The sequence below is a fragment of the Streptomyces atratus genome (assembly GCF_900119365.1).
Lineage (GTDB): Bacteria > Actinomycetota > Actinomycetes > Streptomycetales > Streptomycetaceae > Streptomyces > Streptomyces atratus_B.
Genome location: NZ_FPJO01000010.1, coordinates 187447 through 213805 on the forward strand (window position 1 = coordinate 187447; position 26359 = coordinate 213805).

Below are 26359 nucleotides of genomic sequence, written 5' to 3' on the forward strand. Positions count from 1 at the left end.
GAAAGCCGCACGGTGCTGCTCGTCGCGGTGCTGGTGACCCTGATGCTGGGCCTGGGCCTGCTCGGGCTGTGCTACGGCGCCTCGTGGTCCTCCCCCGGCAGGGTGTTCGCCGTGCTGACCGGGGCGGAACACTCCGTGGTGATCCGGGACTGGCGGTTGCCACGGGTGCTGGCCGGGCTGGTCTTCGGCGCCGCGCTCGGGGTGGCGGGGGCGATCTTCCAGAACCTCACCCGCAACCCGATGGGCAGCCCGGACGTCATCGGCCTCGACGCGGGCGCCTACACCGGCGCCCTGGTCGCCCTCACCGTGCTGTCGGGCACGTCCGCCCAACTGGCCGTCGGCTCGGTGGTCGGCGGGCTGGCCGTCGCGGCGGCGATCTACCTGCTGTCGTTCGAACGGGGCTTCTCCGGGATGCGGTTGGTGGTCATCGGAATCGCGTTCAACGCGATGGTGACCGCGATCAACTCGTGGATCGTGCTGCGCGCGGAGCTGGAGGTGGCGATCGCCGCCGTCGGCTGGAGCGCGGGCTCACTCAACGGCGTGGGCTGGGCCGACCTGGGGATTCCGTTCTCGGTGATCGCCGTGCTGCTGATCCTGATGACCACGAGGGCGCACGCCATGCACCAGGCATCGCTCGGCGACGCGATCGCGGTGACCACCGGGGTCGGGCTCGACCGGCTGCGGCTGCTGATGGTGCTGGTCGGCGTCGGCTGTACGGCCACCGTGACCGCGGTGGCCGGCCCGATCGCGTTCATCGCCCTGGCCGCCCCGCAGATCGGCCGCAGGCTCGCGGGCGCGGCCGGGGTACCACTGCTCCCGGCCGCGCTGACCGGAGCGGTGCTGCTCCAGGGCGCCGACCTGATCGCCCAGATGCTGCTGGCGCCCGTCGCGCTGCCCGTCGGCGTGGTGAGCACCGCGATCGGCGGCTGCTACCTGATCTGGCTGCTGACCAAGGAGGTGAGGCGCGCATGACCGCACGCCTGACGGCGCGGGAGATCACCCTGCGCTACGGAGACCGGATCGTGGCCACACGTCTGAGCCTCGACATCCCCGACGGTGCGTTCACCGCCGTCGTGGGCCCCAACGGCTGTGGCAAGTCGACCATGCTGAGCGCGCTGGTCCGGCTGCTGCGCCCGGATTCCGGGCACGTGGAACTCGACGGCCGCGAGGTCGGCGGCTACGCGACCAAGGCACTGGCCAAGAAGCTCGGCTTCCTGCCGCAGGACCCGCTGGCACCCGACGACATCAAGGTCCGGCAGCTGGTGGGCCGGGGGCGGTTCCCGCACCAGTCGATGCTGGCGCTGTGGTCGCGGGAGGACGAGACGGCCGTCGACGAGGCGATGGTTGCCGCCGGTGTCGAGGACCTGGCCGGCCGGCCGGTGCAGGAGCTGTCCGGCGGACAGCGGCAGCGGGTGTGGATGGCCATGGTGCTCGCCCAGCGGACGCCCTACCTGCTGCTCGACGAACCGACGTCGTTTCTCGACATCACGCACCAGTACCAACTGCTCGGCCTGCTGGCCAGGCTGCGCAACGAGGGCCGCACGGTGGTCGCGGTCCTGCACGACATCAATCAGGCATGCCGGTTCGCCGATCACCTGGTCGCCATGAAGGACGGCCGGGTGATCGCCGAGGGCGACCCCGGGGACATCGTGGACGCCGCGCTGATCAAGGACGTGTTCGACCTGCCGAGCGTCATCGTCCCCGACCCGGTGACCGGCACACCGATGGTCGTTCCCACACTTCAAGGAGAGTAAGTTGAGCCCCGCAAGCGTGCCCTCGGACGGCCTTCTCGCCCTGACCGGCGCCCAGTTGGGCATCTGGAACGCGCAGCGCCTCGAACCCGACTCGCCGTACTACGTGGTCGGCGACGTGGTGGAGATATCCGGCAGCGAGCCGGTCGACGTGGACGCGCTGGCGGAGGCGGTCCGGGCGACCACCGAGGAGGCCGAGACCCTGCGGCTGCGGGTGTACGACACCCCGGACGGGCCGCGGCAGGCGGTGAGCGGGGAACCGGTCGGGCTGCCCGAGGTGATCGACGTCAGCGGTGCGGCCGATCCCGCGGCCGTGGCCCAGGCGTTCGTCGAGGACGAGCGAGGGCGGGCCGCCGAGGCGTGCCGGGGGATGGTCGACCGGGTGCTCTGCTCACGTACCGTCATCAAGCTTTCGGACCACGAGGTCTGGTACACCCAGCTCGGCCACCACCTGGTCTTCGACGGCTACACCGCCTCCATGCTCGCCCGCCGCACCGCCGCCCGCTACACCGCCCTGGTACGCGGGACCGAGGTGCCGCGGTCGACGTTCGGCCGGTTCGCCGACCTCGTCGCCGCCGACCGGGCCTACCGGGACAGCGACCGGTGCGCCGAGGACCGCGCGTACTGGGTCGAGCGGTTCACCCCGCTGCCCGACCTCGGCGATCCCGGTGATCCCGGCGCCGCCGCCGGTCTGCCCGGCCGCACCCTGACCGCCCGCGCCGTCGTCACCCCCGACGAGACGGCCCGGCTGCGCGCCTTCGCCGACCGGGTCGGCGTCACCTGGGGCGAGGCGCTGATCGCCGGCTACGCCGCCTTCCTGCACCGCATGCTGGGCCGCACCGATGTGGTGTTCGCGCTGCCGCTGATGTGCCGGGCCGGCTCGACCGAACTGCGCACCCCCGCCATGGCGGTCAATGTGCTGCCGCTGCGGGTGACCGTGCGCGCCGGGGACGACCTCGTGGAGCTGAGCCGGCGGGTCGCCGCCGCCCTGCGCGAGATGAGCGACCACCAGCGGTACCGGGGCGAGGACCTGCCCCGGGACCTCGCGGCGCCCGGCGCGGGCGCGCTGCTGCACGGGCGCGGGATCAACCTCAAGGCGTTCGACCTGGCGCTCGACTTCGCAGGTGCCGCAGGTGTGATGCGCAACGTCGCGGGCGGTCCGCCGGAGGACATGGGCCTCAGCGTCCTGCCGACCCGTGACGGCGGGCTGCTGCTCGGCTTCGAGGTCGACGCCCGCTCCAAGGACCAGGCCGCGGTCGACGGTCTGCTGTCCGGGCTCCGGGCACTGCTGTCCGGGCTGACCGAGGGCCTGCCCGTCGGACGGATCGCCCTGACCGACGACGTGGACCGGCTGCTGAGCGACTGGTGCCCGCCCGTGCTGCCCGGCACACCGGTGGACGTGCCGACCGCCTTCGACGCGATGGCCGCCGCCGACCCCGGGCGTACCGCCCTGGTCTGCGGGGATGACCGGCTGTCCGCAGCCGGACTGGCGTGCCAGGTACACCAGTTGGCCCGTGCCCTGCGGGCGCGCGGGATCGGGGCCGACGACGTCGTGGCGCTCGCGCTGCCGCGCTCGGCCGACTCGGTGGTCGCCCTGCTGGCGGTGCTGGACGCCGGCGCCGCGTTCCTGCCCCTGGACGCCGCGCACCCGCCCGAGCGGCTGCGCGAGCTGATCGACGACACCCGCCCCGCGCTGGTACTGACCGCCGGTGCGACAGACGGACTGCCGTGGAACACCCTGCTCGCCGAGGCCGCCGGGCTGTCCGGCACTCCCCTGACCGCCGACGAACCGGCCGCGCCCCGGCACCCCGAGCACCTCGCCTACGTCATCCACACCTCCGGGTCGACCGGACGCCCCAAGGGCGTGCTCGGCCGGGTCGGCGGCCTGGCCGCGCTGCTGCACCACCAGCGGTCGACGGTCGTCGCCGAGGCCGAACGGGCCGCGGGCAGACGGCTGCGCGCCGCCCACACCTACTCGTTCGCCTTCGACTCCGCCTTGGACCACCTGGTGTGGCTGCTGTGCGGGCACGAACTGCACGTCTACGACACGGAGACCGCCCGCGACGCCGACGCCCTGCTCGCCGCGTACACCCGCGACGGCATCGACATCGTGGACACCACACCGTCGATGGCCTCGCCACTGGTCGACGCCGGCCTGCTGGACCTGCGGCCGACGCTGCTGGTCCTCGGCGGAGAGGCCACCCCGCCCGCGCTGTGGCGGCGGGTCGCCGAGTCGGGGGTCACCGCGCGCAACATGTACGGGCCGACCGAGGCGACCGTGGACAGCACCAGCGCGCGGATCGACGGCGGCGAACCGACCATCGGCCACCCGCTCGCGGGTACCCGGATCTACGTGCTGGACAGCGCGCTGCAGCCGGTGCCGCACGGCACGGCGGGCGAACTGTACCTGGCCGGGCCGCACCTGGCCCGCGGCTACCTCGGCAGGCCCGGGGCGAGTGCCGAGCGCTTCGTCGCCGACCCGTTCGGCGCGCCGGGCGAGCGGATGTACCGCACCGGCGACCTGGCCCGCTGGGTGCCCGGCCGGGGCCTGGAGTACCGGGGCCGGGGCGACGGACAGGTCGAGATCCGCGGCCACCGGGTGGAGACCGGCGAGGTCGAGGCAGCGCTCGCCGCGGTGCCCGGGGTCACCGCGGCGGCCGCCGCGGTGCGGTCGTCCAGGCTGGTCGGCTACGTCGTGTCCACCTCGGTCACCGGGGACGGGGCGCGTGCCCGCCTGGCCGAGCGGCTGCCCGAGCACATGGTGCCCGGGGCGGTGGTGGTGCTGGACCGGCTGCCGGTCACACCCAACGGCAAGCTCGATCGCGCCGCCCTGCCCGCACCCGCGCTGCCCGGCGGCGGCCGGGAGCCGAGCACCGAGCGGGAGCGGCTGCTGTGCGCGGTCCTCGCCGAGGCGCTCGATGCCGAACGGGTCGGCGTGGACGACGACTTCTACGCCCTCGGCGGGGACAGCATCACCGCGATCACCGTCAGCAGCAGACTGCGGGCGGCGGGCCTCGGACTGCGGCCGCGGGACCTGCTGGCACGCCGCAGCTTCGCCGCTCTGGCAGCCTCCGCCGAGCTGCTGGGGGAGACTCCCGAGCCGGTGGACGACCCGGTCGGGCCCGTGCCCGCCCCGCCGATCGTGCACGATCTGCTCGCCCCGCATCCCGACGTGGACGTCGTCGCCGGATACGCGCAGTGGACCGCCCTGCGGGTCGACGGACTCGACCACGACGACCTGGTCACGGGCGTGCAGGCCGTGCTCGACCACCACGACGCCCTGCGGCTGCGGGCGGCCGACGGCCTGGAGACACTGCCCCGCGGCCTGGTACGGGCCGTTGTCGGCGAGGTCCACGGCGAGGACGTGACGGCCCTGGCCCGGCGGCTGGCGGGAGAACTCGACCCGCGGTCGGGCGACCTGCTGCGGGCAGCCCTGCTCCGTACCGACGACGACACGTCGGACCGGCTGGTCGTCGTCGTGCACCACCTCGCCATGGACGGCGTGTCCTGGCGCATCCTGCTGCCCGACCTGCACACGGCCTGCACGGGCGGCACTCTCGAACCGGTCGGGGCGTCCTGGCGGCGGCACGCCCTGCTCCTCGCCGGCCAGGGGGAATCCGGCGCACGGCGCGGCGAACTCGACCACTGGCGGACCGCGCTCGACTCCGCGTCCAGGCTGGGCGCCCGGCCGCTGGACCGGACGCGCGACACGGTGGCGACCGCCCACCGGTCGGTCACCGTGGCCTCGGCCGAGGCCACCGAGGCGCTGCTGACCACCCTGCCCGCGGCGTACCGCGCCGGTGTCGACGAGGTACTGCTGGCCGCGCTCGTGCTCGCCCTGCGGGGCTGGGGCCTGCGCGGCGACGCGGTGACCGTCTCGATGGAGGGCCACGGCCGCGAACACCTCGACCTGTCCCGCACCGTCGGCTGGTTCACCAGCGAGTACCCGGTGCGCGTCCCCGCCTCCGACGACGTGGGGCAGGCGCTCCGCGCAGCCAAGGAGGCCCGGCGCGCGGTCCCCGACGGCGGTGTCGGCTACGGCGTCCTGCGCCACCTCGACCCGGAGGCCGGCAGCGAGCTCGCGGCCACCCCGCCACCGGACGTGCTGCTCAACTACCTGGGGCGATTCGCCCCGTTGACCGGCACCGGATGGCGCCTCCCGGAGCACGACGCCTTCTCGGTGATCGAGCCCGACGCCAAGGCCCTGGAACAGGTGCTGGCCCTCAACTGCTTCGTCCACGAGGAGGACGAGCCACGGCTCGCCGTCGAATGGACCGCCGCGACCGGGGTGCTCGGCACCGACGCCGTGCAGGCCCTCCAGCAGTCCTGGGCCGCGGCCCTGGACGCGTTGGCCGCGCACGCGCTCCACACCCCGGGCGGGCTCACCCCGTCGGACCTGCCGCTGGTCGACCTCGACCAGACCGCCATCGACGTCCTCGAACGCACCGGCCGCATCGCCGACGTACTGCCCGCCACACCCCTGCAGGTCGGGCTGTCCTTCCACACCCTGGTCCGCGACGACCACGACACCGACGTCTACGTCGTCCAGGCCGTGACGACCCTGGCCGGCGAACTGGCGCCGGCCAGGATGGCCGAGGCCGCGCGCGAACTGCTGCGCCGCCACCCCGCTCTGCGCGTGTACCTGGGCACGGCCGGGGACGACGTGGTGCAGGTGGTCCCCGCCGATGTCGCCCTGGACTGGCGGGAGGACGACCGGTTTCCCGAAGCGGCCCGCGCCGATCTGGAGCGCCCCTTCGACCCGGCCCGGCCGCCACTGATCCGCTTCCTGCTGTCCCGGGTCGGGCCCGCCGAGCACAAGTTGGTGATCACGAACCACCACGCCCTGCTCGACGGCTGGTCGATGCCGCTGGTCGGTCGCACCCTGCTCGCCATCTACGCCGAGCTGAGCGGCGGCCCCGCCGCACCTGCCGCCCCGCCGCTTTCGGAGTACTTCCGGTGGCTGGCGGGCCGGGACCGGGAGGCGTCGCTCGCCGCGTGGCTGGACGCGCTGGCCGGCGTCGACGACGCGACGCGGCTGGCACCCGCGAGCACCGGGACCGGCGTCGAACGCCCCGGCCGCGAGAGCGTCGCGCTGGGCCGCGCGTTCAGTGACCGGCTGCGCGCGTTCGCCCGTGAGCGGGGAGTCACCCTGACGACCGTGCTCCAGACGGCGTGGGGTCTGCTGCTGGGCAGACTCACCGGGCGCCGCGACGTCGTCTTCGGCTGCCCGGTGTCCGGGCGGCCCGCCGAGGTCGACGGCGTCGAGTCGATGATCGGTCAACTCGGCACCACGGTCCCGGTACGCGTCAGGCACACCCAGGACCAGACCGCGCTGGACCTCATGGCACAGGTGCACGCCGAGAGCGTCCTACTGGCCGAGCACCACCATGTCGGCCTGCCCGAGATCCAGCGGGCGGTGGGCATCGGCGAGCTGTTCGACACGATGCTGGTCATGGAGAACTTCCCGCTCTCCAGCCGGAAGCGCACTCCGCTCGCCCCCGGACTCGATCTGGCCGGGGTGGACATCACCGACGCCACGCACTACGCGCTGACCGTCATCGTGATCCCGGACGAGGAGATCACCATCGGCCTCGGCTACCAGCCGCGCGCCTTCGCCGCGGCGACCGTGCGCGACTACGGCCGCTGGCTCCGCAACCTCCTGCGGGAGATCGTCGACGACCCGGCCCGGCCCGCGATCCGGCTGCCCGCGCTCGACGCCGACGAGCGGGCGCGGATGCTGCGTACCGGCACCGATGTCGTCCCCGCCAGGGCCCGCGGCCACTGGCTGGAGGAGTTCGCCGCCTGGGTGCGCCGCAAGCCCGGTGGCGAGGCCCTGGTCTGCCGGGACCGCAGCCTCAGCTACGGCGAGCTGGACCGGCGGGCCAACCGGCTCGCCCGGGCGCTCATCGCGCGAGGGGTACGGCCCCAGGACCCGGTCGCGGTCCTGCTCGGCCGCGACGTCGAGATGACCGTGGCACTGTTCGGCGTGGCCAAGGCGGGCGCCGTGTACGTACCGATGGACGCGAGCTACCCGCGCGAGCGGCTGGCCCACATGTTCGACGACATCGCCCCGGCCGCGGCCGTGACGACCGGCGCCGAACTGCCCGTCGACCGTGAGATCCCGGTCCTGCGGCTGGACGACCCGGCCACCCTCGCGTCCGTACCGGACACCGACCCGGCCGAGGCCCGCGCCGGGCTCACCGAGGACGCGCTCGCCTACGTCATCTACACCTCCGGAACCACGGGGCGGCCCAAGGGCGTCGGCGTGACCCACCGGGGAGTGCCCGACCTGATCGCGCTGCAGGAGGAGGTCGTCGGGGTCACCGAGCACGACCGGTACCTGCACTTCGCGTCGACCGGCTTCGACGTCGCGTTCTGGCAGACCATGGTGCCCCTGCTCTCCGGCGGCACGTCCGTGATCGCGCCCGAGGAGGTGCGCGTCCCCGGCGACGAACTGCTCGACTACATCGTCGAGCACCGGGTGACCGGAGTGAACCTGCTTCCCTCGTTCCTGGCTGCGATGCCCGACGACCGCACCGTCGACCCCGACGTGCTCTTCGTCGTCGGCGCCGAGCGCCTCGACCCGGAGCTGGCGCGACGCTGGGGCCGGGGCCGCCGGGCGCTGTTCAACGCCTACGGCCCGACCGAGGTCACGATCAACTCCACGACCTGGCACTACGACCCGGACGACGCCGGGCCACTGCCGATCGGCCGCCCCGACCCCAACGTCCGCGCGTACGTCCTCGACGGCGGGCTCCAGCCGGTCGGCGTCGGCGTGACGGGCGAGCTGTACCTCGGCGGGCCGAGCCTGGCCCGCGGCTACCTCGGCCGGCCCGCCCTGACCGCCGCCGGTTTCGTGGCCGACCCGTTCGGCCCGCCGGGCGAACGGATGTACCGAACGGGCGACCTGGTGCGGTGGCGGCCGGACGGACAGCTGGTCTTCCTCGGCCGCGCCGACCACCAGGTCAAGGTCCGCGGCTTCCGCGTCGAGCCGGGCGAGATCGAGTCCGCTCTGACCGGCCACCCCGATGTGCGCGCCTGCGCCGTGATCATGCGGGAGGGCAGGCTCGTCGGCTATGTCGTCCCGACCGACGACGCCGACCTGGACCTCGCACGGCTGCGCGCGTACCTGGCCGGGGAGTTGCCCGACCACATGGTGCCGACGGCGTTCGTGCCGATCGACCGGCTGCCGCTGAGCCCCGGCGGCAAGCTCGACTCCGCCGCGCTGCCGGCCCCCGGTACCGCGGTCACCGCGCGGCGCGAACCCGTCACCGAGGCGGAGGCGGTGCTGCTCGGGGTGTTCCGCGACGTCCTGGGCACCGACGACATCGGCCCCGACGACAGCTTCTTCGACATCGGCGGGGACAGCATCGTCTCGCTTCAGCTCGTCTCGCGAGTCCGGCGCCAGGGGCTCGGCCTGACCCCGCGGGACGTCTTCGAGGGAGCGACGGTCGCCGGGATCGCGGCGCGGGCGCGCGCCCTCGACGGCGGTGAGGCACCCGCCGTCGGGGACGCACCGCTGACCCCGGTCATGCGGGACCTGCTGCGCCGGGCGGGGGCCGCCGCGGACGGATTCTGCCAGTGGGTGGAGATCTGCGTCCCGCCGGGCGGCGACGAGACGACCTGGCAGGCCGTGCTCGACGACCTCCTGGCCCGTCACGACGTGCTGCGGGCCCGCCTGGCCGGCGACATGCTGCACATCCCGCCGGTCGGCGCGGTGACCGGTGCCGAGGTGCTGACCCGCGTACGGGCGGCGGACGACCTGCGGGCCACCGTCGACTCCGGGATCGCCGCCGCCCGGGAGTCGATGGACCCGCGCACCGGCCCCGTGCTGCGGGTGATCTGGGTGGACGCGGGACCGGACCGGCCGGGCCGGCTCGTCCTCGTCGCTCACCACCTGGTCGTCGACGGCGTGTCCTGGCGCATCCTGCTGGACGACCTGGAACACGCCCACTCCGGCGGATCACTGACCCGGCACGGCCAGTCGTTCCTCGGCCGGGCGCGTTCGCTGCGCGACGCCGACCGGCGGGCCGAACTGCCGCACTGGCAGCGGATGAGCGCCACACCGGCCCTCACCCGCCCGCTCGACCCGGCCCGGGACACCGTGGCCACCGCGACGCACCACGAGATCGCGCTCGACGCCGAGTCGACCCGTGCCCTGATCACGAACCTGCCGGCCGCCCACCGCACCACCCCGGACGCCGTGCTGCTGACGGCGCTCGCCCAGGCCGTAGGGGCCTGGCGCGGGACGCCGGAGGTGCTGGTCGCGCTGGAGAGCCACGGCCGCCCGCGGGAGGTCGACCTGTCCCAGACCGTCGGCTGGTTCACCGCCGTCCATCCCGTGCGGCTCGACGCGGGCGACGACGTGACGGTGGTCAGGGAGCGGCTGCGCGCGCAGGGCGACGGCCTCGGCCACGGCATCCTCACCGCGGCGGGCCTCCTGGACCCCGTGGAACCCGAGATCGCCTGGAACTACCTCGGCCAGTACCCCGGCGCCCCGGACCGGGAGACGCCGTGGCAGGCGCCCCCGGACGCCGACCCGCTCGGTTCGGGCGGCTCCGACGCGATGCCCCTGCCGTACAGCCTGATGGTCAACGCCCTCGTGCGCGACGACGCGCTCGGGGTCCGGATCACCTGGCCGTCCGCGCTGTTCACCGCCGCCGAGGTCGAGGACCTGGCCGGGCACCTGCGGACCGCTCTGCTGCGGATCGCCGCCGCACCGGAGATCGGGCCGCTCGACCGGGACCGCCCGGTCGCCGGCGTACAGCCGCTCACCCCGCTGCAGGAGGTGATACTGCGGCACTCGCGCACCGAGCGCCCCGACCCGTACACCGTGCAGTCGGCGTTCTCCCTCGCCGGCCGGCTCGACACCGACGCCCTGCGGGCCGCGGGCGACGACCTGCTGGCCCGTCACCCGAACCTGGGCGCCGTGTTCCCCGCCTCCCTGGCGGTGATCCCCACATCGCCCCGGCCGGACTTCCGCGTCTGCGACGGGCCGGCCGACGAGGTGCTGGCGGCCGACCTCGCCGAGCCGTTCGATCTCGCCCGGGGCCCGCTCTTCCGCCTGACCGTGATCCGGCGCGGCCCCGAGCGTGCCGACCTGGTCCTGACCAGCCACCACGCGCTCTTTGACGGCTGGTCGGCCCCGCGCATCCTCACCGAGCTGTTCGCCCTCTACACGGCGAGGGTGCGCGGCGAGGCTCCGGATCTGCCGGCCCCCGTGCCGTTCGCCGACTACCTGAGCTGGTGCGCCGAGCACGAGCCCGACCTCGGCGCCTGGGCGGCCGAACTCGACGGACTGCCCGAGGGCGACTACCTGGGCGGCGGCGAACCCGGTCCGGCGTGGCAGGAACCCGAGGTCATCGAGTTCGACGCGGCGCTGGTGGCCGACCTCACGCGCCTCGCCGCCCGGCGCGGTCTGACCCGGAACACACTGGTGCAGGGCGCGTGGGCGGTGCTGCTCGCGCGGCGGTCCGGCCATGCCGACGTCTGCTTCGGCGCCATGGTCTCCTGCCGGCCCCCGGAGCTGGAGGGCGTCGAGGAGATCATCGGGCTGCTGGCCAACACCGTGCCGGTCCGGGCACGGCTCGACGGCACCCTCGCCGACACCCTCACCGAACTCCAGTGCCGGCAGCGGGCGCTGATCGAGCACCACCACGTGGCCCTGCCCGACCTGGAACGGCTGACCGGGCGGCGCAGGCTGTTCGACAGCCTGGTGGTGTTCGAGAACTACCCGGTCGACCCGGACCGGCTCCGTGAACCCGCCCCCGGGCTCACGGTCGTCGCAACCCGCTTCCGGGAGTCCACGCACCACCCCGTGACCCTGACCGTCATGCCGGACGGGGACGGCTGGACCGGCGTGTTCGCCCACCGGGCCGGCACGGACGCCGACGGGCTCGCCGAGGAACTGCTCGACCTGCTCCGCACCCTGGACAAGCACCTCGACAACGACGTGCGCGACCTGCTGGAGGGCCGATGAGCCGGAACACCGCGCCACCGGCCGAGCGCGTGGACAAGCAGTTGCTGAGGACCGCGTTCATTCTGGTGCTCGGCACCTTCATGGCCACACTGGACGCCACGATCGTCAGCGTCGGCATCGACGGCCTGGCCCACGATTTCGGCGCCTCCGTCGCCGAAATCCAGTGGGTCACCACGGCCTACCTGCTGGCCGTCGTCGCCGCCGTGCCCGCGTCCGGCTGGCTGGCCGACCGGTTCGGCGGCCGGCGGACGTGGCTCGTCGCCGTGGGCGTGTTCCTGCTCGGCTCGGCCCTGTGCGCGTCCGCCCGGTCGGTGACCAGCCTGATCGTGTTCCGGGTGATCCAGGGCCTCGGTGGCGGGCTGCTGCCCGCCACCGGGCAGGCCCTGCTGGCCCGGATCGCGGGCCCCGGCCGCACCGGGCGGGTGATCAGCGTCGTCGCGGTGGTCCCGCTGCTGTCACCGGTGCTCGGCCCGCTGGCCGGCGGCTCCATCCTCGCGGTGGCGCCATGGCCGTGGCTGTTCCTGGTCAACCTGCCGGTCGGCGCCGTCGCGGTCCTGCTCGCCCGCCGCCACGTGCCCGCGGTGCCGCCGTCAACCCGGCGCACGGCATTCGACCTGCGAGGAGCCCTGCTGCTCTCGCCCGGCCTGGCCGTGCTGGTGTTCGGGCTGACCGAGGTGGCCCACGGCCGCACCCTCCCGGCCACGGCCGGCGTGACCGCGGGGCTGGCGATGCTGGCCGGCTTCACCGTGCACGGGCTGCGGACCCGCCGCACACCGCTGGTCGACCCCCGGCTGTTCGCCAGGCCACCCTTCGGGGCCGCCGCCGTCGCGCTGCTCGTCCTGGGCGCCTCGGTGTTCGGCACGATGTTCCTGCTGCCGCTGTACTTCCAGACCGGCCGCGGCATGTCGGCGTGGGGGGCCGGACTCCTCCTGGCCCCCCAGGGGCTCGGCGCGGCGGCCGGGTCGGTGCTGGTCAACCGCACCATCGACAAGGTCGCGCCGCGAACCCTCGTGGTCACCGGCATCGTGCTGATTCTCGCAGGTACGGTTCCGTTCACCCAGCTCGGCCACGAGGTCCCGGACGCTGTGATCGCCCTGGCCCTCGCGGTCCGTGGCGTCGGGATGGCCATGGTCGGCGCGCCCGTGATGAACATCGTCTACAGCCGCATCGAACCCGAATACCTCCCGCGCGCGTCCGGAGCGCTCAACCTGCTCAACACCGTGGGCGGTTCGGTCGGCACCGCTGCCCTCGCCGTGGTCCTGCAGAACCGGCTGTCCGCCCGCGGCCCGGACATCTCCGGGGCGTTCGGCGACACCTTCTGGTGGGTGCTCGGCTTCTGTCTGCTGGCCGCCGCCGGAGCCACGAGGCTGCCCCGGACCCGGGCCGCGAAGTCATGACGTGACCGCCGGACGCCGACCGGTGGTCATGGGAAACCACGGCTCTGATAGGTTCCGGGCCTTGATCCGCCGGATCGGTCGATCCTGGCAGTGGGACTGGGGGAGGGGGCTCCGTGGACCGGGTGCCGTCATGGTTGCGCAAGCCGCTGTTCATAGGGGTGCCGCTCGTGCTGGTGGTCACCGGGGCGGTTTTCCTCTCCGGTGCCGACCGGTCGGACGGCAGTGGTCATTCGGCGGCGAACCGGGCGCAGTTGAAGCGTGCCTGTGCGGGACTGCTGCCGTACGAGGAGCTGCGGGGCCTCGTGCCCGACGACGTGGCGGGCGTGGTGAGCCAGTACGGCACCGTGCTCGATCCAGATGAGGAGAGCCGCTCCCTGGTGAACTGCTCCGTCGCCTGGCCGGGGCATGGGTCGGTGCGGGTCCGGGCCGTCGCGCTCGTCTCCCGGATACCGATGACGGTGCGGGCCGAGGACATCCTGCCCGGCGGTGACGACGAGGGGTACGAGGCGCCCGGAGTCACCGGCCGGGTGGACAAGCGCGGGCGGACATGGGTGGTGGCGGAGTGCCCCGGCGGGCTGGAGGGACGGGTCCGTGAGGTGTCCGGGATGTATGTGACGGCAGATGTCGATCTGCCCGTGCCCGGCAAGGGCGAGCAGGCCGAGTACCTCGCCGACTTCCGTACCGCCGTCCAGGTCGCCAACGGGATCACCGCCGCTCAGAAGTGCGGTGGCTCGCCCCTGAAGATGCCCACCCGGGTCGTCGGGACGTACGAGACCCGTGTCACCACGGACGCGGACGGTGGCGACACGAAGGTCGAGAAGATCGACCCGCCGGGCCTGGGTGTGAAGAAGTGCCGGGGGCTCGGCGAGCGCGCGGGTTTTCCCGGCAGGTGGACCGTCGCGGGCGATCTGCAGGACTCACGGCTGCTGAGCGTCTGTGACGCCACCATTCTGGACCGCAAGGACTCGATGGACACCGATCCGACACCGCCCGACGGCGCGGTCGTCGATGTCTCGGCGGCGAGTTGGGCCGGGCCGCTCGGTGAGTCCGCCAACGGCCAGTACTACCGCACCGGCGACAGCTTCGGCTCCCGCGAAGGGGAGCGCACAAAGGTCATCCGCGACTTGAAGCCGCACGAACTCGCCCTGTGGGCACGGTCGGAGTGCGCCGCGGGCGCGACGTACCACCGGGTCACCGTCCGCACGGAGACCCGCACCATCAGCTCGCGCACGCTCAGCGAGGCGGAGCGGACCAGGTTCTCCAAGGACGCCCGTAAGCTGATGGACAGCTACCTCGCCGACCCCGACGGCTGGCCCGGACAGCAGGGGTGCCACAGCACCCAGATTCTCGGAGAGGTGGAGGGATGGCGGTGAGGCGGATCGTCCTGCGGGCGGTCGCGGCCGTGGTCGCCGCGGCCGTCGCCGTGGCCGGGTATCTCCTGGTGCACGGCGACTTCCAGCGCTGGAGCGACGATGCGGCGCTCGACGGAGCCTGCGACGGCCTGCTCGACCGGAACGTGGTGCGAGACGTCCTCGGTCCGGGAGCCGTCGAGGTCGAGGACGGGACGAGCGGTCCGGGCCTGGTGGGCTGCGAGGTGCACGTCCAGGACGGCGGCACTGCCGAGATCAGCGTCCTGGACACCACCCACGTCGGACGGAACCAGGACTCCCTGCCTCTGGGGTCGTCGAGTGTGCTCGCCGTACCGGTCGGCCACGGATGGACGGGACTCTTCGGAGCGGTCCCCGACCGTTTCGGAGCGAGCGACCCCTTCGAGGCCGACGCGGACGAGAAGGCGATCACGAGCCTGGTCCTCGAATGCGCCGGGGGAAACAGCGCCGACAGCCTGTCCGTCACCGTCGAGACCACCCTCGACAAGTCCGTGGACGACCCGGCTGTACGACCGGAGTTCGCCAGGATCGCCACCTCCACCGCGGCCAGGGTCTCGAAGGCCCGGCACTGCGGGGCCAGGCTCGGGAATCCCGTCAGCAGCCTCGGCCTGTCGGTGCACGAGGACGAGTACGAGCCGCTCGGCACGGCCGACGGAACCTGCGCCGGCATTCCCGCCGCACGCGGCGTGACGATCGCCACCGAGACCGCCCGCGGGGGAGCGCCGCACGAGACGTGCCGGATCGGCGACGCCGACCGCAGGACACGCTACGTACTCGAAGCGGACTACGGCCCCTATGCGCAGGAGCGGTTGCGCGGCTACGAGGAGGGGTTCTACGAGGACGTACCGAACAGCGACACACCCGCGCACCACCGCGACCGCGACGGCCGGACGAGCTGGACGACGGCCAAGTGCGTGGGTGGCCGGGCCCTGTTCACCTTGGACCCTGCGAATGGGAAGGGGGAGAGCCGCAGGCCCCCGAGCAGTGACGCGGACCTTGCGTACGAACGTGCCGTACTGAAGGCTTTCGCCGAGCGCTCGGCGAAAGCCCGTGGGTGCTCCGCCCCGGTCAGCCCGTGAGGCCGTCCCGGGTGTGGGGCCGTCGCCCCGGTCACCGGCCTCAGAGCCCGGTGACCCTGGCGCTCGCCGACAGCTCGTAGACCAGGGTGACGGTGCGGAAACCGCCGGGCGGCAGAGGCACGTCCCAGCGGACGATGCCCTCGGCGTCGACCGCGTCGGGCGCCGGGGAGCACGCGTCCTTGCGCAGCCGTATCTCCACCGCCGAGACCTCGGAGACCGGTATCCGCTCCCGCAGGACGACGACCCGCTCGCCGCGCTCCCCGGGGGCGGAGAACCGGGACAGGTGCAGCCGCACCGTGCGGGTGACCACGGTCCGCTGGGTGAGGGCGGCGGTGTCGCGGGACTCCTCGGCCTGCCGGACCACCCGGTGGTCGTCGCAGCTGCCGAAGGCCAGCTCGACGGGGGCGCCGGGGGCGGTGAAGTCCAGTGTGCCCCGGCCGCTGAATCCGCCGCCCCGGACCAGATCCACGGGACCGGCGAGCAGCGCGTGGCCCGACAGGTTGTCGAACCGCACCACCTGGGTGACCAGCGGCGACAGCTCCGGTGAGCAGGCGTACTCACTGAGCGCGGCCGTGGTGAACGCGGAGAGCCGCACCCGGTGGGCGCGGCCGTCAGCGGGCACCGAGACCGGCGCGGGCGATCTCAGCACCCGTGCCTCGCCGCCGTCGTCCACCCCCGGCAGGCCGAGCACCGGGGCCGGGCCGAGGGCCCCGATCTCCTCCTCGCGCAGCTCGACGTCGACCGTGCGGCGCTCCGCCGCGGAGCGGTCCTTGAGCGTCAGCCGGTCCTCGCCCAGCCGCGGCGGATCGGTGGCCGGCGCCGAGCGGGCCGTCGACAGGGTCAGCCGTACGTCCGACCAGTCCTCGCCGGTGCGCTGCCAGACCATCGCGTCGGTCTCCAGCGTCAGCGAGTCCCCGTCGAGCACGGCCCGGTAGGCGGGCCGCCACAGCGCACACGGGGTGAGGTGGCTCAGGCGCAGCCCGACCGGCCCGGCGGCCGCGGCCTCCACGGTCAGCTCGACATGGCCGACCAGCTCGGCGGGCTCCTCCTCGGCGAGCCGCAGGACCCGCTGGGCTTCCCCGAGTTCGGCGGCGAGGGCGGTCAGCCGGGCCTCCACGGTGCGGAGTTGCTCGCCGTGCGCGTCGCGCTCGGCGTCCACCCGGTCCAGTTCCCGGGCCCAGCGGGGCCGTTCGGTCTCCCCGGAGCCGGCGCCCTCGCCGATCTCCCGCAGCAGATCGGCGGCGAGGCGGCCGAGCAGGCCGAGGCGGGCCCGCAGCCGGTCACGTCGCTGTTCCAGGGCCGGCTGCTCCTCCTCGAGGGCGTGTACGCGCCGGCGCAGGGCGGAGTCGTCGTCGGTGGACCGCTGCGGGGCGCGCGGCGTCCAGCTGCGGACGATCCGCACGTCGAGAACGGTCGCGGGGTGATCGGCGGTCAGCTCGGCACGGAGGGTCCGGTCGACGGCCAGTGCGCTGACCGGCCCGAGACGCAGCCGCTGGACCCCGGCCTCCAGGTCGAGCACGACGGCGCGCTCGACCTGGGCGCGATCCTCGAGACATGTGACGGCGGTGACGGGGAGGGCGATCGGCTTGGGGGCCGTGGACATGGCGTGTGTCAGCTCCTGCGGTTGCCGCCGACCAGGGCCTTGCCGGTCGGGATGCGGATCTCGTAGCCGCCGTCGAGGGCGGCAGTGGCTCCTGCGGGCAGGTCCAGTCGCCAGACACGGGTGCCCGGCGCATGCCGATCGGGCCCGGCGCCCTCCTCCGGCGTCGTCCAGTCGGCCCGTTCCTCGATCCGGACGTCCGGATCGGAGGTGACCGGCACCCGCTCCAGGACCTCCATGGCGACGGGCCTCGCGAGCCCATTGGCCAGCTCCACGTGGACGCGGTGGTCGAGCACGGTGGTGTTGTTGCGCAGGCCCGAGGTCGACTCGTGCAGGTTCGTACGGCGGGTGACCCGGATGCCCTCGGCCGGCCCGAGCCCCATCCGGCGCACACCGCCGGGGGCGAGCGTGGGCAGTGCGGCGGTCAGCAGGTAGTCGTCGTCGACGGTGACCTCCACCGGGCCGGCCAGCAGCGCCTGGCCGGTGGCGTTGGAGAGCACCAGCGTCGCGTAGACGGTCTGCTCCACGGACGGCACACAGAGGTACTCGGTACGCAGTCCGACCGGGATCTCGCCGACGGTGACGGTGTGCCAGGTGCCGTCCGACGGAATGTCGGCGCGGGCGGTGGCATCGAAGCGGTGGTCGAAGGAACCCGCCGACTCGCGGGGACGCACAGCATGTCCGGGCAACGGCAGCGCGGCCACCGCCTCGGCGCGGCGGCGGTACTCGGTCGCCACCGGGTCGAAGGCGGAGCCGGGAAACAGCCGGCCCCTGCGACCGCCCTGCTCGTCGGGGCCGCACAGGACGAGGGCGGCATAGTCGAGCTCGGCGCCGCTCGGCTGCGGCGGACCGGTCACCGGTGCCGGGGGAGGAGGCGGCGCGGCCCGGCCGGGAGCCGCGGGCGCCATGGGAGCGGGGGCACCCGCGAAGGGCATCCCGCCGCCGAAGGCCCCAGGGGGAGCCCCGTATCCGCCGCTGGGCACCGGCTCGGCGGCCGGCGCGGCGCCGTAGCCCCGCGGTGCCGACGGCGGGGGAGGCGGCGGTGGCGGAAGGGGACCGGACGCGGAGCCGGCTCCGACGGCGATGGGCACGGAGGCCGGGGCAGGGCCTGCCGCGTCGTACCCGGAGAACAGGCCGACGAGCCCGGCCGGGGGCTCGCGCCAGCCGGAAGGCGCGGGGGCGGGCTGACTGCGTCCGATCCGGATCGAGCGGAGCCTCGGCAGGTCGGTGCGGCGCCGGAGATCCGCGGTGGCCAGGGAGATGCGCACGCCGGTCCAGTCCTCGCCGGTCCGCTGGGCGACCGAGGCGCGCAGCACCAGACGGCCGCTGTCGTCGCCCTGACGGTGGGTGAGGCGGTAGGCCGGCACCCAGACGGCGCCCGGCACCCCGTATTCCAGCTCCAGCTCCAGCTCCAGCTCTGCATCACCGGCGCCGTCCAGGGACAGGACCGCGCGGACCGTGGCCTCCACGTGCGCCGACGGGGCGTCGGTGGAGGCCCGGTCGAGCCGGTCGGCGGCGACGGTGAGCTCGTGCTCGGCGTTGCGCAGCGCCTCCTCCAGCTCGATGAGGCGCTTGTGCAGTCCCGCCAGCCGTTCCTCGACGAAGTCGGCGAGTTCCAGCCATGCGTCGACGGGGGTGCGGCGGTGCGGGTCGTCGCGCCTGCGGGCGGGCGGGACGGGGTGGAGAGCCCTGATCTCCTCGATCAGGCTCAGCTGCCGGTCCCGGCGTCCCTCCGCCGCCGCGCACTCGTCGCGCAGCCGCTCGAACTCGTGGCGCAACCCGTCGGGCGTGCCCGCGCCGAGTGGCTCGGCCTCGACCTCCACCCGGACCTCGCCGACGCGCACGCCGGGGGCGCCCAGGACACGGGCCCGCAGCGAGTCCGGGTCCAGCGAACGGGGCAGTCCCGTCACCCGCACCCGGCCGTCGGGCGACACCCTGCCCCGGGCCAGGCGCCGGCAGAGCGCGCCCTGCGCGTACACCACGACCGAATCGAGGGTCGATCCCCACCTCTGTACCGGCTCAGCCGTCATGTGCTCCGCCCCCGTCGTGTCCATGCTGAGCGAAGCTTACGCCCGGGGCGGTCTGCGCCTCCGCCTCGCGTCAGGAGGTCCGGGAGGATGGCGTCCGGGCCCGCACGGCCGGTGGCAACGCGGTGCTGCGGTACGGGGGTTGTCGCGCCCGACGGTGTGGTTGGGTACGTCGCATGGGTCTCAGGCTCCTGCTGTGCCCGATGCTCGACGACCGCGGCAGCACCTTCTCCAGCCACCAGATGACGGGCCTGGGCGTATGGGACCTCACCTCCAACACCACCGCCTGGCAGGCACTGCTGGGTGACCGCCACGGCGCCGCGGACCTGCCGCCCTACGCGGCTCCGGCCCGCGCCACGGACCTTTCCGGACTGCCCCCGGCCTATGTCGAGGTCGGGTCGGCCGAGATGTTCCGGGACGAGGACGTGGCCTATGCCGACGCCATCTGGCAGGCGGGCGGCCAGGCCGAACTGCATGTATGGCCCGGCGCCTGCCACGGCTTCGACGGCCTGGCACCCCGGGCGGCCCTCAGCCGGGACGCACGCGAGGCCCGTACCCGCTGGCGCCGGCGCCTCCTCGCGCAGTCCGGCACGGGCAACCGTCCCGGAGCCGGGGCCGATGGACGGCACACGTAGCGGGCCCGCTCCCGCCACGGCGCGACGATGCCCGATTCGTCCGCCGCCCCTACGGTGGAGGGATGGCGGTGATCAACGGTTGGAGGCCCGGAGCGCTGGCCCGGATCCGCGCGGCGGACGGGACGGGCGCTGCCGTGCTGTTCGTGCTGTCGGTCGTGGCCGCCTCGATCGAACCGCACAAGCACCAGTTCCTGCTGCGCTGGCCCGCGGTGCTGGTGGCCGCCGTCGGCTGCGGTGCGCTCGTGCGGCGGCGCCACCACCCGTTCGGCGTACTGGCCGTCACCGTCGCCTGCGGAGTGACCTTCCAACTGATCGGGGTCCGGGACAGCCCGCTGGTGGTGAGCCCGGTCCTGGTGGCCGTCTACAACGTGGCCGTGCGGACCGACCGGCGTACCGCCTGGACCTCGGCAGTTGCCTCGGCCTCCGTCCTGGCGAGCACCGCCGCCATATTCACCCCGCAGACCTGGCTGGAACCGGACACGGTCGCGATGGTGGCCTGGACGGCGTTGCCGGCCGCGATCGGGGACGGGGTGCGCTCACGCCGCGCCTATGTGGTGGCCGTGGAGGAACGGGCGGAGCACGCGGAGCACACCCGCGAGCAGGAGGCACGCCAGCGGGTGGCGGCCGAACGCGTCCGGATCGCACGCGAACTGCACGACATCGTCGCGCACCACATCGCCCTGATCAACGCGCAGGCGGGCGTCGCCGTCCATCTGGTGGACCAGCGGCCGGAACAGATCCTCACCGCGCTGGAGGACATCCGGGACACCAGCCGCTCCGCGCTGGACGAGCTGCGGGTCACCGTGGGCCTGCTCCGGCAGTCCGACGACCCGGTGGCGCCCCGCGACCCGATGCCGGGCCTGGCACAGGTGCCGGACCTGCTGGCATCGTTCGAACGCGCCGGGCTGGCCGTGAGCCACACCCGGTGCGGCGACACCGAACCGCTGGATCCGGCGGTCGATCTGGCCGCGTACCGCATCGTGCAGGAGTCACTGACCAATGTGCGCAAGCACGCCGGCGCCGATCACGCCCGGCTGTGCCTGCACTACCACCGGGAGCGGCTTACGATCACCGTCGAGGACGACGGGTCCGCCGGACCGCACCGTCCTCGCCCCGGGGCCGGTCACGGGCTGATCGGCATGCGTGAGCGGGCTGCCACGATCGGGGGCAGGCTGCACGCGGGACCACGCCCCGAGGGCGGATTCACCGTGACGGCCGAACTTCCGCTGCGCACCGGCCGCCCTGGCCCGGCACGGGATCGGAGAGACGGGCATGACGATTCGTGTACTGCTTGCAGATGACCAGGCCCTGCTGCGGGGCACCTTCAGAATGCTGTTCGACGCCACGGACGACATGGAGACCGTGGCCGAGGCCTCCAACGGTCGCGAGGCGGTCGAGCTGGCCGGCACACAGCACCCGGACATCGTCCTGATGGACATCCGCATGCCGGAGATGGACGGCCTGGAGGCGACCCGGCTCATCAGCGAGTCCGAGGACCTCGCGGGCGTGAAGGTGCTCATCCTGACCACCTTCGAGGACGACGAGCACGTCGCCGAGGCGCTGCGTGCGGGGGCCAGCGGCTTCCTCGGCAAGGGTGCGCGGCCCGAGGAGCTCCTCGACGCCGTCCGCACGGTCGCGGGCGGCGAGGCGCTGCTGTCCCCGACGGCGACGCGAGCGCTGATCACGAGGTTCCTGGCCCAGCCGAACCCGTGCCCGGTGGCCGTGCACGAGCGGCTGGAGTGCCTGACGCCGCGGGAGCGCGACGTCACGATCCTCGCCGCGTTGGGCCTGTCCAACGAGGAGATCGCCGATCGCCTGTTCGTCAGCCCGCTCACCGCGAAGACCCACGTCAACCGGGCGATGACCAAGCTGGCGGCCCGGGACCGCGCCCAGCTCGTGGTCGTCGCCTATCAGTGCGGACTGGTCACCGCGACGGGCGAGCCGAGCACCCCCGAGGTGCCCGCGTGACGGTCGGCGCGGGGGTCCGGAGCCGGTCCCGGCAGTAGTCCGGCGGACCGGATACCGCATCCGTGGTAGTCGGGAATCACTGTGCGGGGACGATGTGCCGGGGGGTGTCGCGGGGCGATGGTGGGACCATGAACGGAGGTTTCGCCATGACCGAAGCCCACTGCCCGACCCAGCCGTCCGGCGAGAAGACTGTTCCCGCACACCTGATCCTGCTGCGCGACGCCCTTGCCCACGGGCAGGGCCGCAACACCCGGGCCTGCGTGGCCGGCCGCAGCCACACGTCCCCCCGTCGCGGGTCGGACCGGACCGCCCCGACTACGCAGATCACCCTGGCCCAGTGGGTCAGCAGGACCACCTCGTGCATCAGGTGAGCCGCGCAACGGGTCGGCGGACCCGGCGGGGCTCTCCACAGGACCGGCACGGCCCGCCCATACAGGTCATGGGCGGGCCGTGCCGGGCTCAGCCGGCGGTGAGGACGCGCCGGTCGCGCGAGCCGATGTCGGCGGGCGTGCCGTCGAGGACCCGGGCGGTGCGCGTCGCCGGTTCGAGAGCGACCGCCGCGAGGCTCGCCCGGCGCCGACCGAGCGGCTTGTCGGGATCGGGCAGGCAGGCCACCGGAGGCTCGCCGTCCCCTGGCCCACGAGCTCGTCGGGCGTGGCCGGCGGCTGTGCCTTCGCGAGACGCGCGCACGAAGTCGTAGCGCTCGCCCGAGTCGGGCTGGTAGAGCCAGCTCTTCTCGTCGGCCGCAGGGACCGGCGTCAGGAAGTGGTTGGTGCGCACCGGCGTGTCGTGTTTGGGCTGCATCGAGAACACTGTTGACGCCGATCTTGCCGAGGATGCCGTCCTCGGTGATGCCGACGAAGTCGTGCCGGCCGCGAGCCAGCAATCTGCCCTACGCACGTAGGGCGCGCGGAGCACGGCCGACCACCTCGAACGCGTCCTTCCAGCTGATCGGGACGTAGTGGTCCGACTCGGGGTCGTAGACCATCGGCTCGGTCAGCCGGCCCTGGTTCTCCAGGTCGTAGTCGCTCCACCCGGACAGCTCCGTCACCGAGTGGAAACGATCCTTTCGGGCAGGCTAGCCGCGCCTGCTCCGGGCTGCACCCCGGTGCGGGCGCGGATAGCGTGGACGTACCCGTCCCGGCCGGGCACGGTGATTCACTGAGCCATCGAGGTGGTCACCCTTGATGTCCAGGAAGCACTGGCCGACGCTCTCCGCGGTGCCCCGGCTCGTCGCTGCGGTGGTCGCCGGCGCGGTGATCGGCGTGGTCACCGCCGTGCCGGCCAACGGGCCGCTGGGCGTCCTCGCCGGAATCGCCGCGGCCGAGACGCTCTTCGTGGCGACGGGGTGGATCGTGCTGTGGCCCATGGACGCGGCCACCACCCATCTCAACGTCCGGCGCGAGGAGTTCCGGCCCGTCGTCGAGGAGCTCGCCGTCGTCGCGGCCTCCCTGTGCGGACTGGTCGGCATCGTGGTGCTGCTCCTGGTCGGCCATTCGGACCTGAGTCACGCGGCGGCCGCGACGGCGCTGTGCGGTGTGTTCATGGCCTGGGCGTCGCTCCACCTGATGTACGCCACCCGTTACGCGTACCTCTACTACGTGCCGTCCGAGGGCGGGATCGACTTCAACTCCCACGACCCGCCGAAGTACATCGACTTCCTCTACTTCAGCTACAACCTCGGGATGACCTACCAGGTCTCCGACACCGGCGTCTCCAGCTCCGCCATCCGCGCGGTCGTCCTGCGGCACTGCCTGCTGTCCTACGTGTTCGGCGTCGGCATCCTGGCCACCACGATCAATCTCGTCGCCGGGATCGTCACGAGCTGATGCCGCGGCACCCACGGCCGGGGCCGCCGGGGGTGCCGCGCCCTGACATCGTCAGCGCAGCGCCTCGGGCAGCTCCTCCCGGTGGACGATGCCCAGGCGTTGCGTGGCACGGGTCAGCGCCACGTACAGGTCGCCGGCCCCGAACCCGGCGGGCTCCACGACCAGCACATGGTCGAATTCGAGCCCCTTGGCCTGCCGCGGGCCGAGCAGTACCACCGGCCGGGTCAGATCCGGCTCGGCACCGGCCGTGATCCCGTCCAGCGGTGCCGCGATCTCCTCGTGGAGCGCCTGCGGCGCGATCACCGCGAGGCGGCCCTCCTCGGGCGTCAGCTCCGCGACCGCCTGCGCCACGGCACCCGCCAGATCCTTCCCGGCCTGCCGCGTCCACGGCACCTCGCCGGTGGACCGCACCGAGCGGGGTGGCTCGAAGGAAGGGTCCTCGGCCCGTACGACCCCGGCGGCCAGCTCCATGATCTCGGCGGGCGTGCGGTAGTTGACCTTGAGTTGGACGTGTTCGAAGCGGTCATCGACGTACGGCTGAAGGATCTTCTCCCACGAGCCGACACCGGCCTCCTCGGAGGTCTGTGCCGGGTCGCCGACGAGGGTCATCGAGCGCGTCGGCGAGCGGCGCATCAGCAGCCGCCACGCCATCGGCGACAGCTCCTGCGCCTCGTCGACGACGATGTGCCCGAACGCCCAGGACCGGTCCGCGGCGGCGCGCTCGGCCGCGGTGCGGTGATCGGCCTCCTCCTGCCGCTCCGCCATCCGTTCGGCATCGACGATGTCGTGGGCGGCCAGGACCTCGGACTCCTCGTCCTCGAACTCGTACGTCTCCGAGCCCCTCGAAAGCTCCAGCACGCCCTGCGCGTACGCGATCCGCTCCTGGCGCTCGGCCTCGGCCGCCGCCCGTTCGGCGCTGTCGTCGACCCCGAGGAGTTCCGCCGCCTCGTCGAGCAGCGGAACGTCCGCGGGGGTCCACGCCCCCTCGCCGGGCGCGCGCCGGATGGCTTCGGCGTCCTCGTCCGGTACGTGCACGGGGTCGGCCAGATAGCCGGTGAGGAACCCCTCCGGGGTGAGGGCCGGCCACAGCTCCTCGATGGCGGAGTGCACCTCCTCGGCGGCCGCGACGCTCTTGCCGAGCTGGGCGATGTCGTCGGGGCCGAGGAGGTTGGGACCGCCGTACGGGTCGGCGCCGATCCGTACGGCGAGCTGCGAGGTGAGGGCGTCGATGATCCGGAAGGCGAAGTACGGGCGGGCGAGATTGTGCGGCAGGCGGGTGTCGCGGGCCGCCTGCCGGGCCTCGTGGGCGATCTCCCGGTCGAGTACGAGTTCCCCGTCGTCGTGCGGGACGACCATCGGTGCGCCGGATTCGGGCAGCCGCTGTCGGTCGCGGACGGCGAGGGCGAGCGCCTCCGCCATCCGCTCACCACCCTTGACGGCGGCGGCGCGGGGCGTGTCGGCGCCGTCGGCGTGGACCCCGGGGAAGAGTTCGGCCTGCGTGGCGAGCAGGGCGCCGGTCTCGCCGAGCGCGGGCAGCACCTCGCCGATGTAGTGCAGGAAGGCGGGGTTGGGGCCCACGATCAGGACGGCGCGCCTGGCGAGCAGCTCACGGTGCTCGTACAGCAGGAAGGCCGCCCGGTGCAGCGCCACCGCTGTCTTGCCGGTACCGGGGCCGCCCTCGACGACGAGGATCCCGCGGTGCGGGGCACGGATGATGCGGTCCTGCTCCGCCTGGACGGTCCGCACGATGTCGCCCATGCGGCCGGTGCGGGCGGAGTTGAGGGCCGCGAGCAGCACGGCGTCGCCGCTCGGGTCCTCGAAGCCGGTGCGCTCCCGGTCCCGGAGGTCGAGGATCTCGTCGTGCAGCTCGGTGACGGCGCGGCCCTCGGTGGTGATGTGTCTGCGCCGGCGCAGCCCCATGGGCGTGTGACCGGTGGCGAGGTAGAAGGGGCGGGCGACCGGTGCACGCCAGTCGATCAGGAGAGGCGTGTGCGCGGTGTCGTCCTCACGGATTCCGATACGCCCGATGTGGTGGGCGGTGCCGTCGGAGAGATCGATGCGGCCGAAACACAGCGAGCCGTCCACCGCGTTCAGGGCGGCCAGCAGACCTGAGCGTTCGGCGACGAGCACATCGCGTTCGAGACGGGCCTGCAGGCCGGTCCCGACCGGTGTCAGCGCGTCCTCGACGCCTCGCGCGGCGACTCCGCGCAGGGCGTCGACACGGTCGTAGAGCCCGTCGATGAATTCTTGCTCCTTCTGCAATTCGGCGCTTTCCCGATTTGACAAAATGGCTCCCTGCCGGATACGGTGTTTCTTAGTGGCCCTGTGTAGGGCCTTTTCTGTGGGCACACAGAAACACTCAATATACCCGGGAAAATCCCCGGCCCACAATTGCGGGCCGGGGATTTTCTGTGCTGTCGGTGCCGCCGTTCCCCGGGTTTCAGTCCCAGCGGTCCTGGTTGATGAAGCGGCTGAAGCCCCGCCAGGAGTTGGGTCCCATGACGCCGTCGATGGGTCCGGTGTAGCCGTGTGTGGCGGCCAGTCGTTGGACCGCGGCCCAGGTTTTGGGTCCGGGTGCACCGTCGGCGGGTCCGGTGTAGCCCCAGTCGCGCATGTTCCGCTGGAGCGCGGCGTAGGTGTTGGGGCCAGGGATCCCGTCGATCGGGCCGGTGTAACCGGACTCGATCCGCAGCCAGTTCTGCGTCC

General features: G+C 73.5%; 16 protein-coding genes and 1 pseudogene. 11 read left to right on the top strand and 6 right to left on the bottom strand.

All coding sequences use genetic code 11. From position 1 onward, the window contains the following. The first annotated feature begins 42 nt into the window (after positions 1 to 42). From BT364_RS19220 to BT364_RS19245, 6 genes are all read left to right on the top strand, one after another. Entirely contained in the window at positions 43 to 972 is a 930-nt protein-coding gene (locus BT364_RS19220; RefSeq protein WP_256260075.1) for a FecCD family ABC transporter permease, read from the top strand. Then, on the top strand, positions 969 to 1754 hold the full coding sequence (locus BT364_RS19225; RefSeq protein WP_072486409.1) for an ABC transporter ATP-binding protein: 786 nt from the start codon (positions 969 to 971) through the stop codon (positions 1752 to 1754). The genes BT364_RS19220 and BT364_RS19225 overlap by 4 nt, the downstream gene beginning before the upstream one ends. A 1-nt stretch (position 1755) precedes the next feature. After that, complete coding sequence (locus BT364_RS19230) at positions 1756 to 11730, top strand: non-ribosomal peptide synthetase (RefSeq protein ID WP_072486410.1); 9975 nt, start codon at positions 1756 to 1758, stop codon at positions 11728 to 11730. After that, a complete protein-coding gene (locus BT364_RS19235; protein WP_072486411.1) occupies positions 11727 to 13127 on the top strand; it encodes a DHA2 family efflux MFS transporter permease subunit in 1401 nt (466 codons plus the stop codon). Before BT364_RS19230 ends, BT364_RS19235 begins: the two co-directional genes overlap by 4 nt. Before the next feature lie 113 nt (positions 13128 to 13240). Next, a complete protein-coding gene (locus BT364_RS19240; RefSeq protein WP_143166515.1) occupies positions 13241 to 14500 on the top strand; it encodes a hypothetical protein in 1260 nt (419 codons plus the stop codon). Beyond that, a complete protein-coding gene (locus BT364_RS19245) occupies positions 14491 to 15594 on the top strand; it encodes a hypothetical protein (protein ID WP_072486413.1) in 1104 nt (367 codons plus the stop codon). Before BT364_RS19240 ends, BT364_RS19245 begins: the two co-directional genes overlap by 10 nt. Before the next feature lie 40 nt (positions 15595 to 15634). On the opposite strand, the gene BT364_RS19250 is transcribed toward BT364_RS19245, so the two are convergent. Both BT364_RS19250 and BT364_RS19255 read right to left on the bottom strand, forming a co-directional pair. Continuing rightward, on the bottom strand, positions 15635 to 17197 hold the full coding sequence (locus BT364_RS19250; RefSeq protein ID WP_072486414.1) for a mucoidy inhibitor MuiA family protein: 1563 nt from the start codon (positions 17195 to 17197) through the stop codon (positions 15635 to 15637). Between the two features lie 8 nt (positions 17198 to 17205). Continuing rightward, positions 17206 to 19224: a DUF4139 domain-containing protein gene (locus BT364_RS19255; RefSeq protein ID WP_072486488.1), complete on the bottom strand. Its 2019-nt coding sequence runs from the start codon at positions 19222 to 19224 to the stop codon at positions 17206 to 17208. Between the two features lie 92 nt (positions 19225 to 19316). Between BT364_RS19255 and BT364_RS19260 the strand changes: the two are divergent. The 4 genes and pseudogenes from BT364_RS19260 to BT364_RS19275 all read left to right on the top strand — a co-directional run. Beyond that, positions 19317 to 19856: pseudogene (locus BT364_RS19260) on the top strand (alpha/beta hydrolase fold domain-containing protein); the annotation flags it as partial. A gap of 62 nt (positions 19857 to 19918) precedes the next feature. Continuing rightward, positions 19919 to 21157 carry a sensor histidine kinase gene (locus tag BT364_RS19265; protein ID WP_107408261.1) on the top strand — a complete coding sequence of 413 codons (1239 nt, stop codon included), beginning with the start codon at positions 19919 to 19921 and terminating at the stop codon, positions 21155 to 21157. Next, complete coding sequence (locus tag BT364_RS19270; protein ID WP_072486415.1) at positions 21129 to 21824, top strand: response regulator transcription factor; 696 nt, start codon at positions 21129 to 21131, stop codon at positions 21822 to 21824. Before BT364_RS19265 ends, BT364_RS19270 begins: the two co-directional genes overlap by 29 nt. 146 nt (positions 21825 to 21970) lie before the next feature. After that, a complete protein-coding gene (locus BT364_RS19275) occupies positions 21971 to 22195 on the top strand; it encodes a hypothetical protein (protein ID WP_072486416.1) in 225 nt (74 codons plus the stop codon). An 88-nt stretch (positions 22196 to 22283) separates the two neighbouring features. Here the strand turns inward: BT364_RS19275 and BT364_RS19280 are convergent, their stop codons facing one another. Continuing rightward, a complete protein-coding gene (locus BT364_RS19280) occupies positions 22284 to 22628 on the bottom strand; it encodes a C45 family peptidase (RefSeq protein ID WP_143166516.1) in 345 nt (114 codons plus the stop codon). Between the two features lie 88 nt (positions 22629 to 22716). Next, positions 22717 to 22875: a hypothetical protein gene (locus BT364_RS41620; RefSeq protein ID WP_177328169.1), complete on the bottom strand. Its 159-nt coding sequence runs from the start codon at positions 22873 to 22875 to the stop codon at positions 22717 to 22719. A gap of 136 nt (positions 22876 to 23011) precedes the next feature. Between BT364_RS41620 and BT364_RS19285 the strand changes: the two genes are divergently transcribed. Continuing rightward, positions 23012 to 23653 (top strand): DUF1345 domain-containing protein, encoded by a 642-nt coding sequence (locus BT364_RS19285; RefSeq protein ID WP_072486418.1) that lies wholly within the window; start codon positions 23012 to 23014, stop codon positions 23651 to 23653. A 51-nt stretch (positions 23654 to 23704) separates the two neighbouring features. On the opposite strand, the gene BT364_RS19290 is transcribed toward BT364_RS19285, so the two are convergent. Then, positions 23705 to 25915 (bottom strand): HelD family protein, encoded by a 2211-nt coding sequence (locus BT364_RS19290; protein WP_072486419.1) that lies wholly within the window; start codon positions 25913 to 25915, stop codon positions 23705 to 23707. A 178-nt stretch (positions 25916 to 26093) separates the two neighbouring features. Continuing rightward, on the bottom strand, positions 26094 to 26359 hold a 266-nt coding region (locus tag BT364_RS19295; protein ID WP_371268616.1), incomplete at its 5' end, for a peptidoglycan-binding domain-containing protein.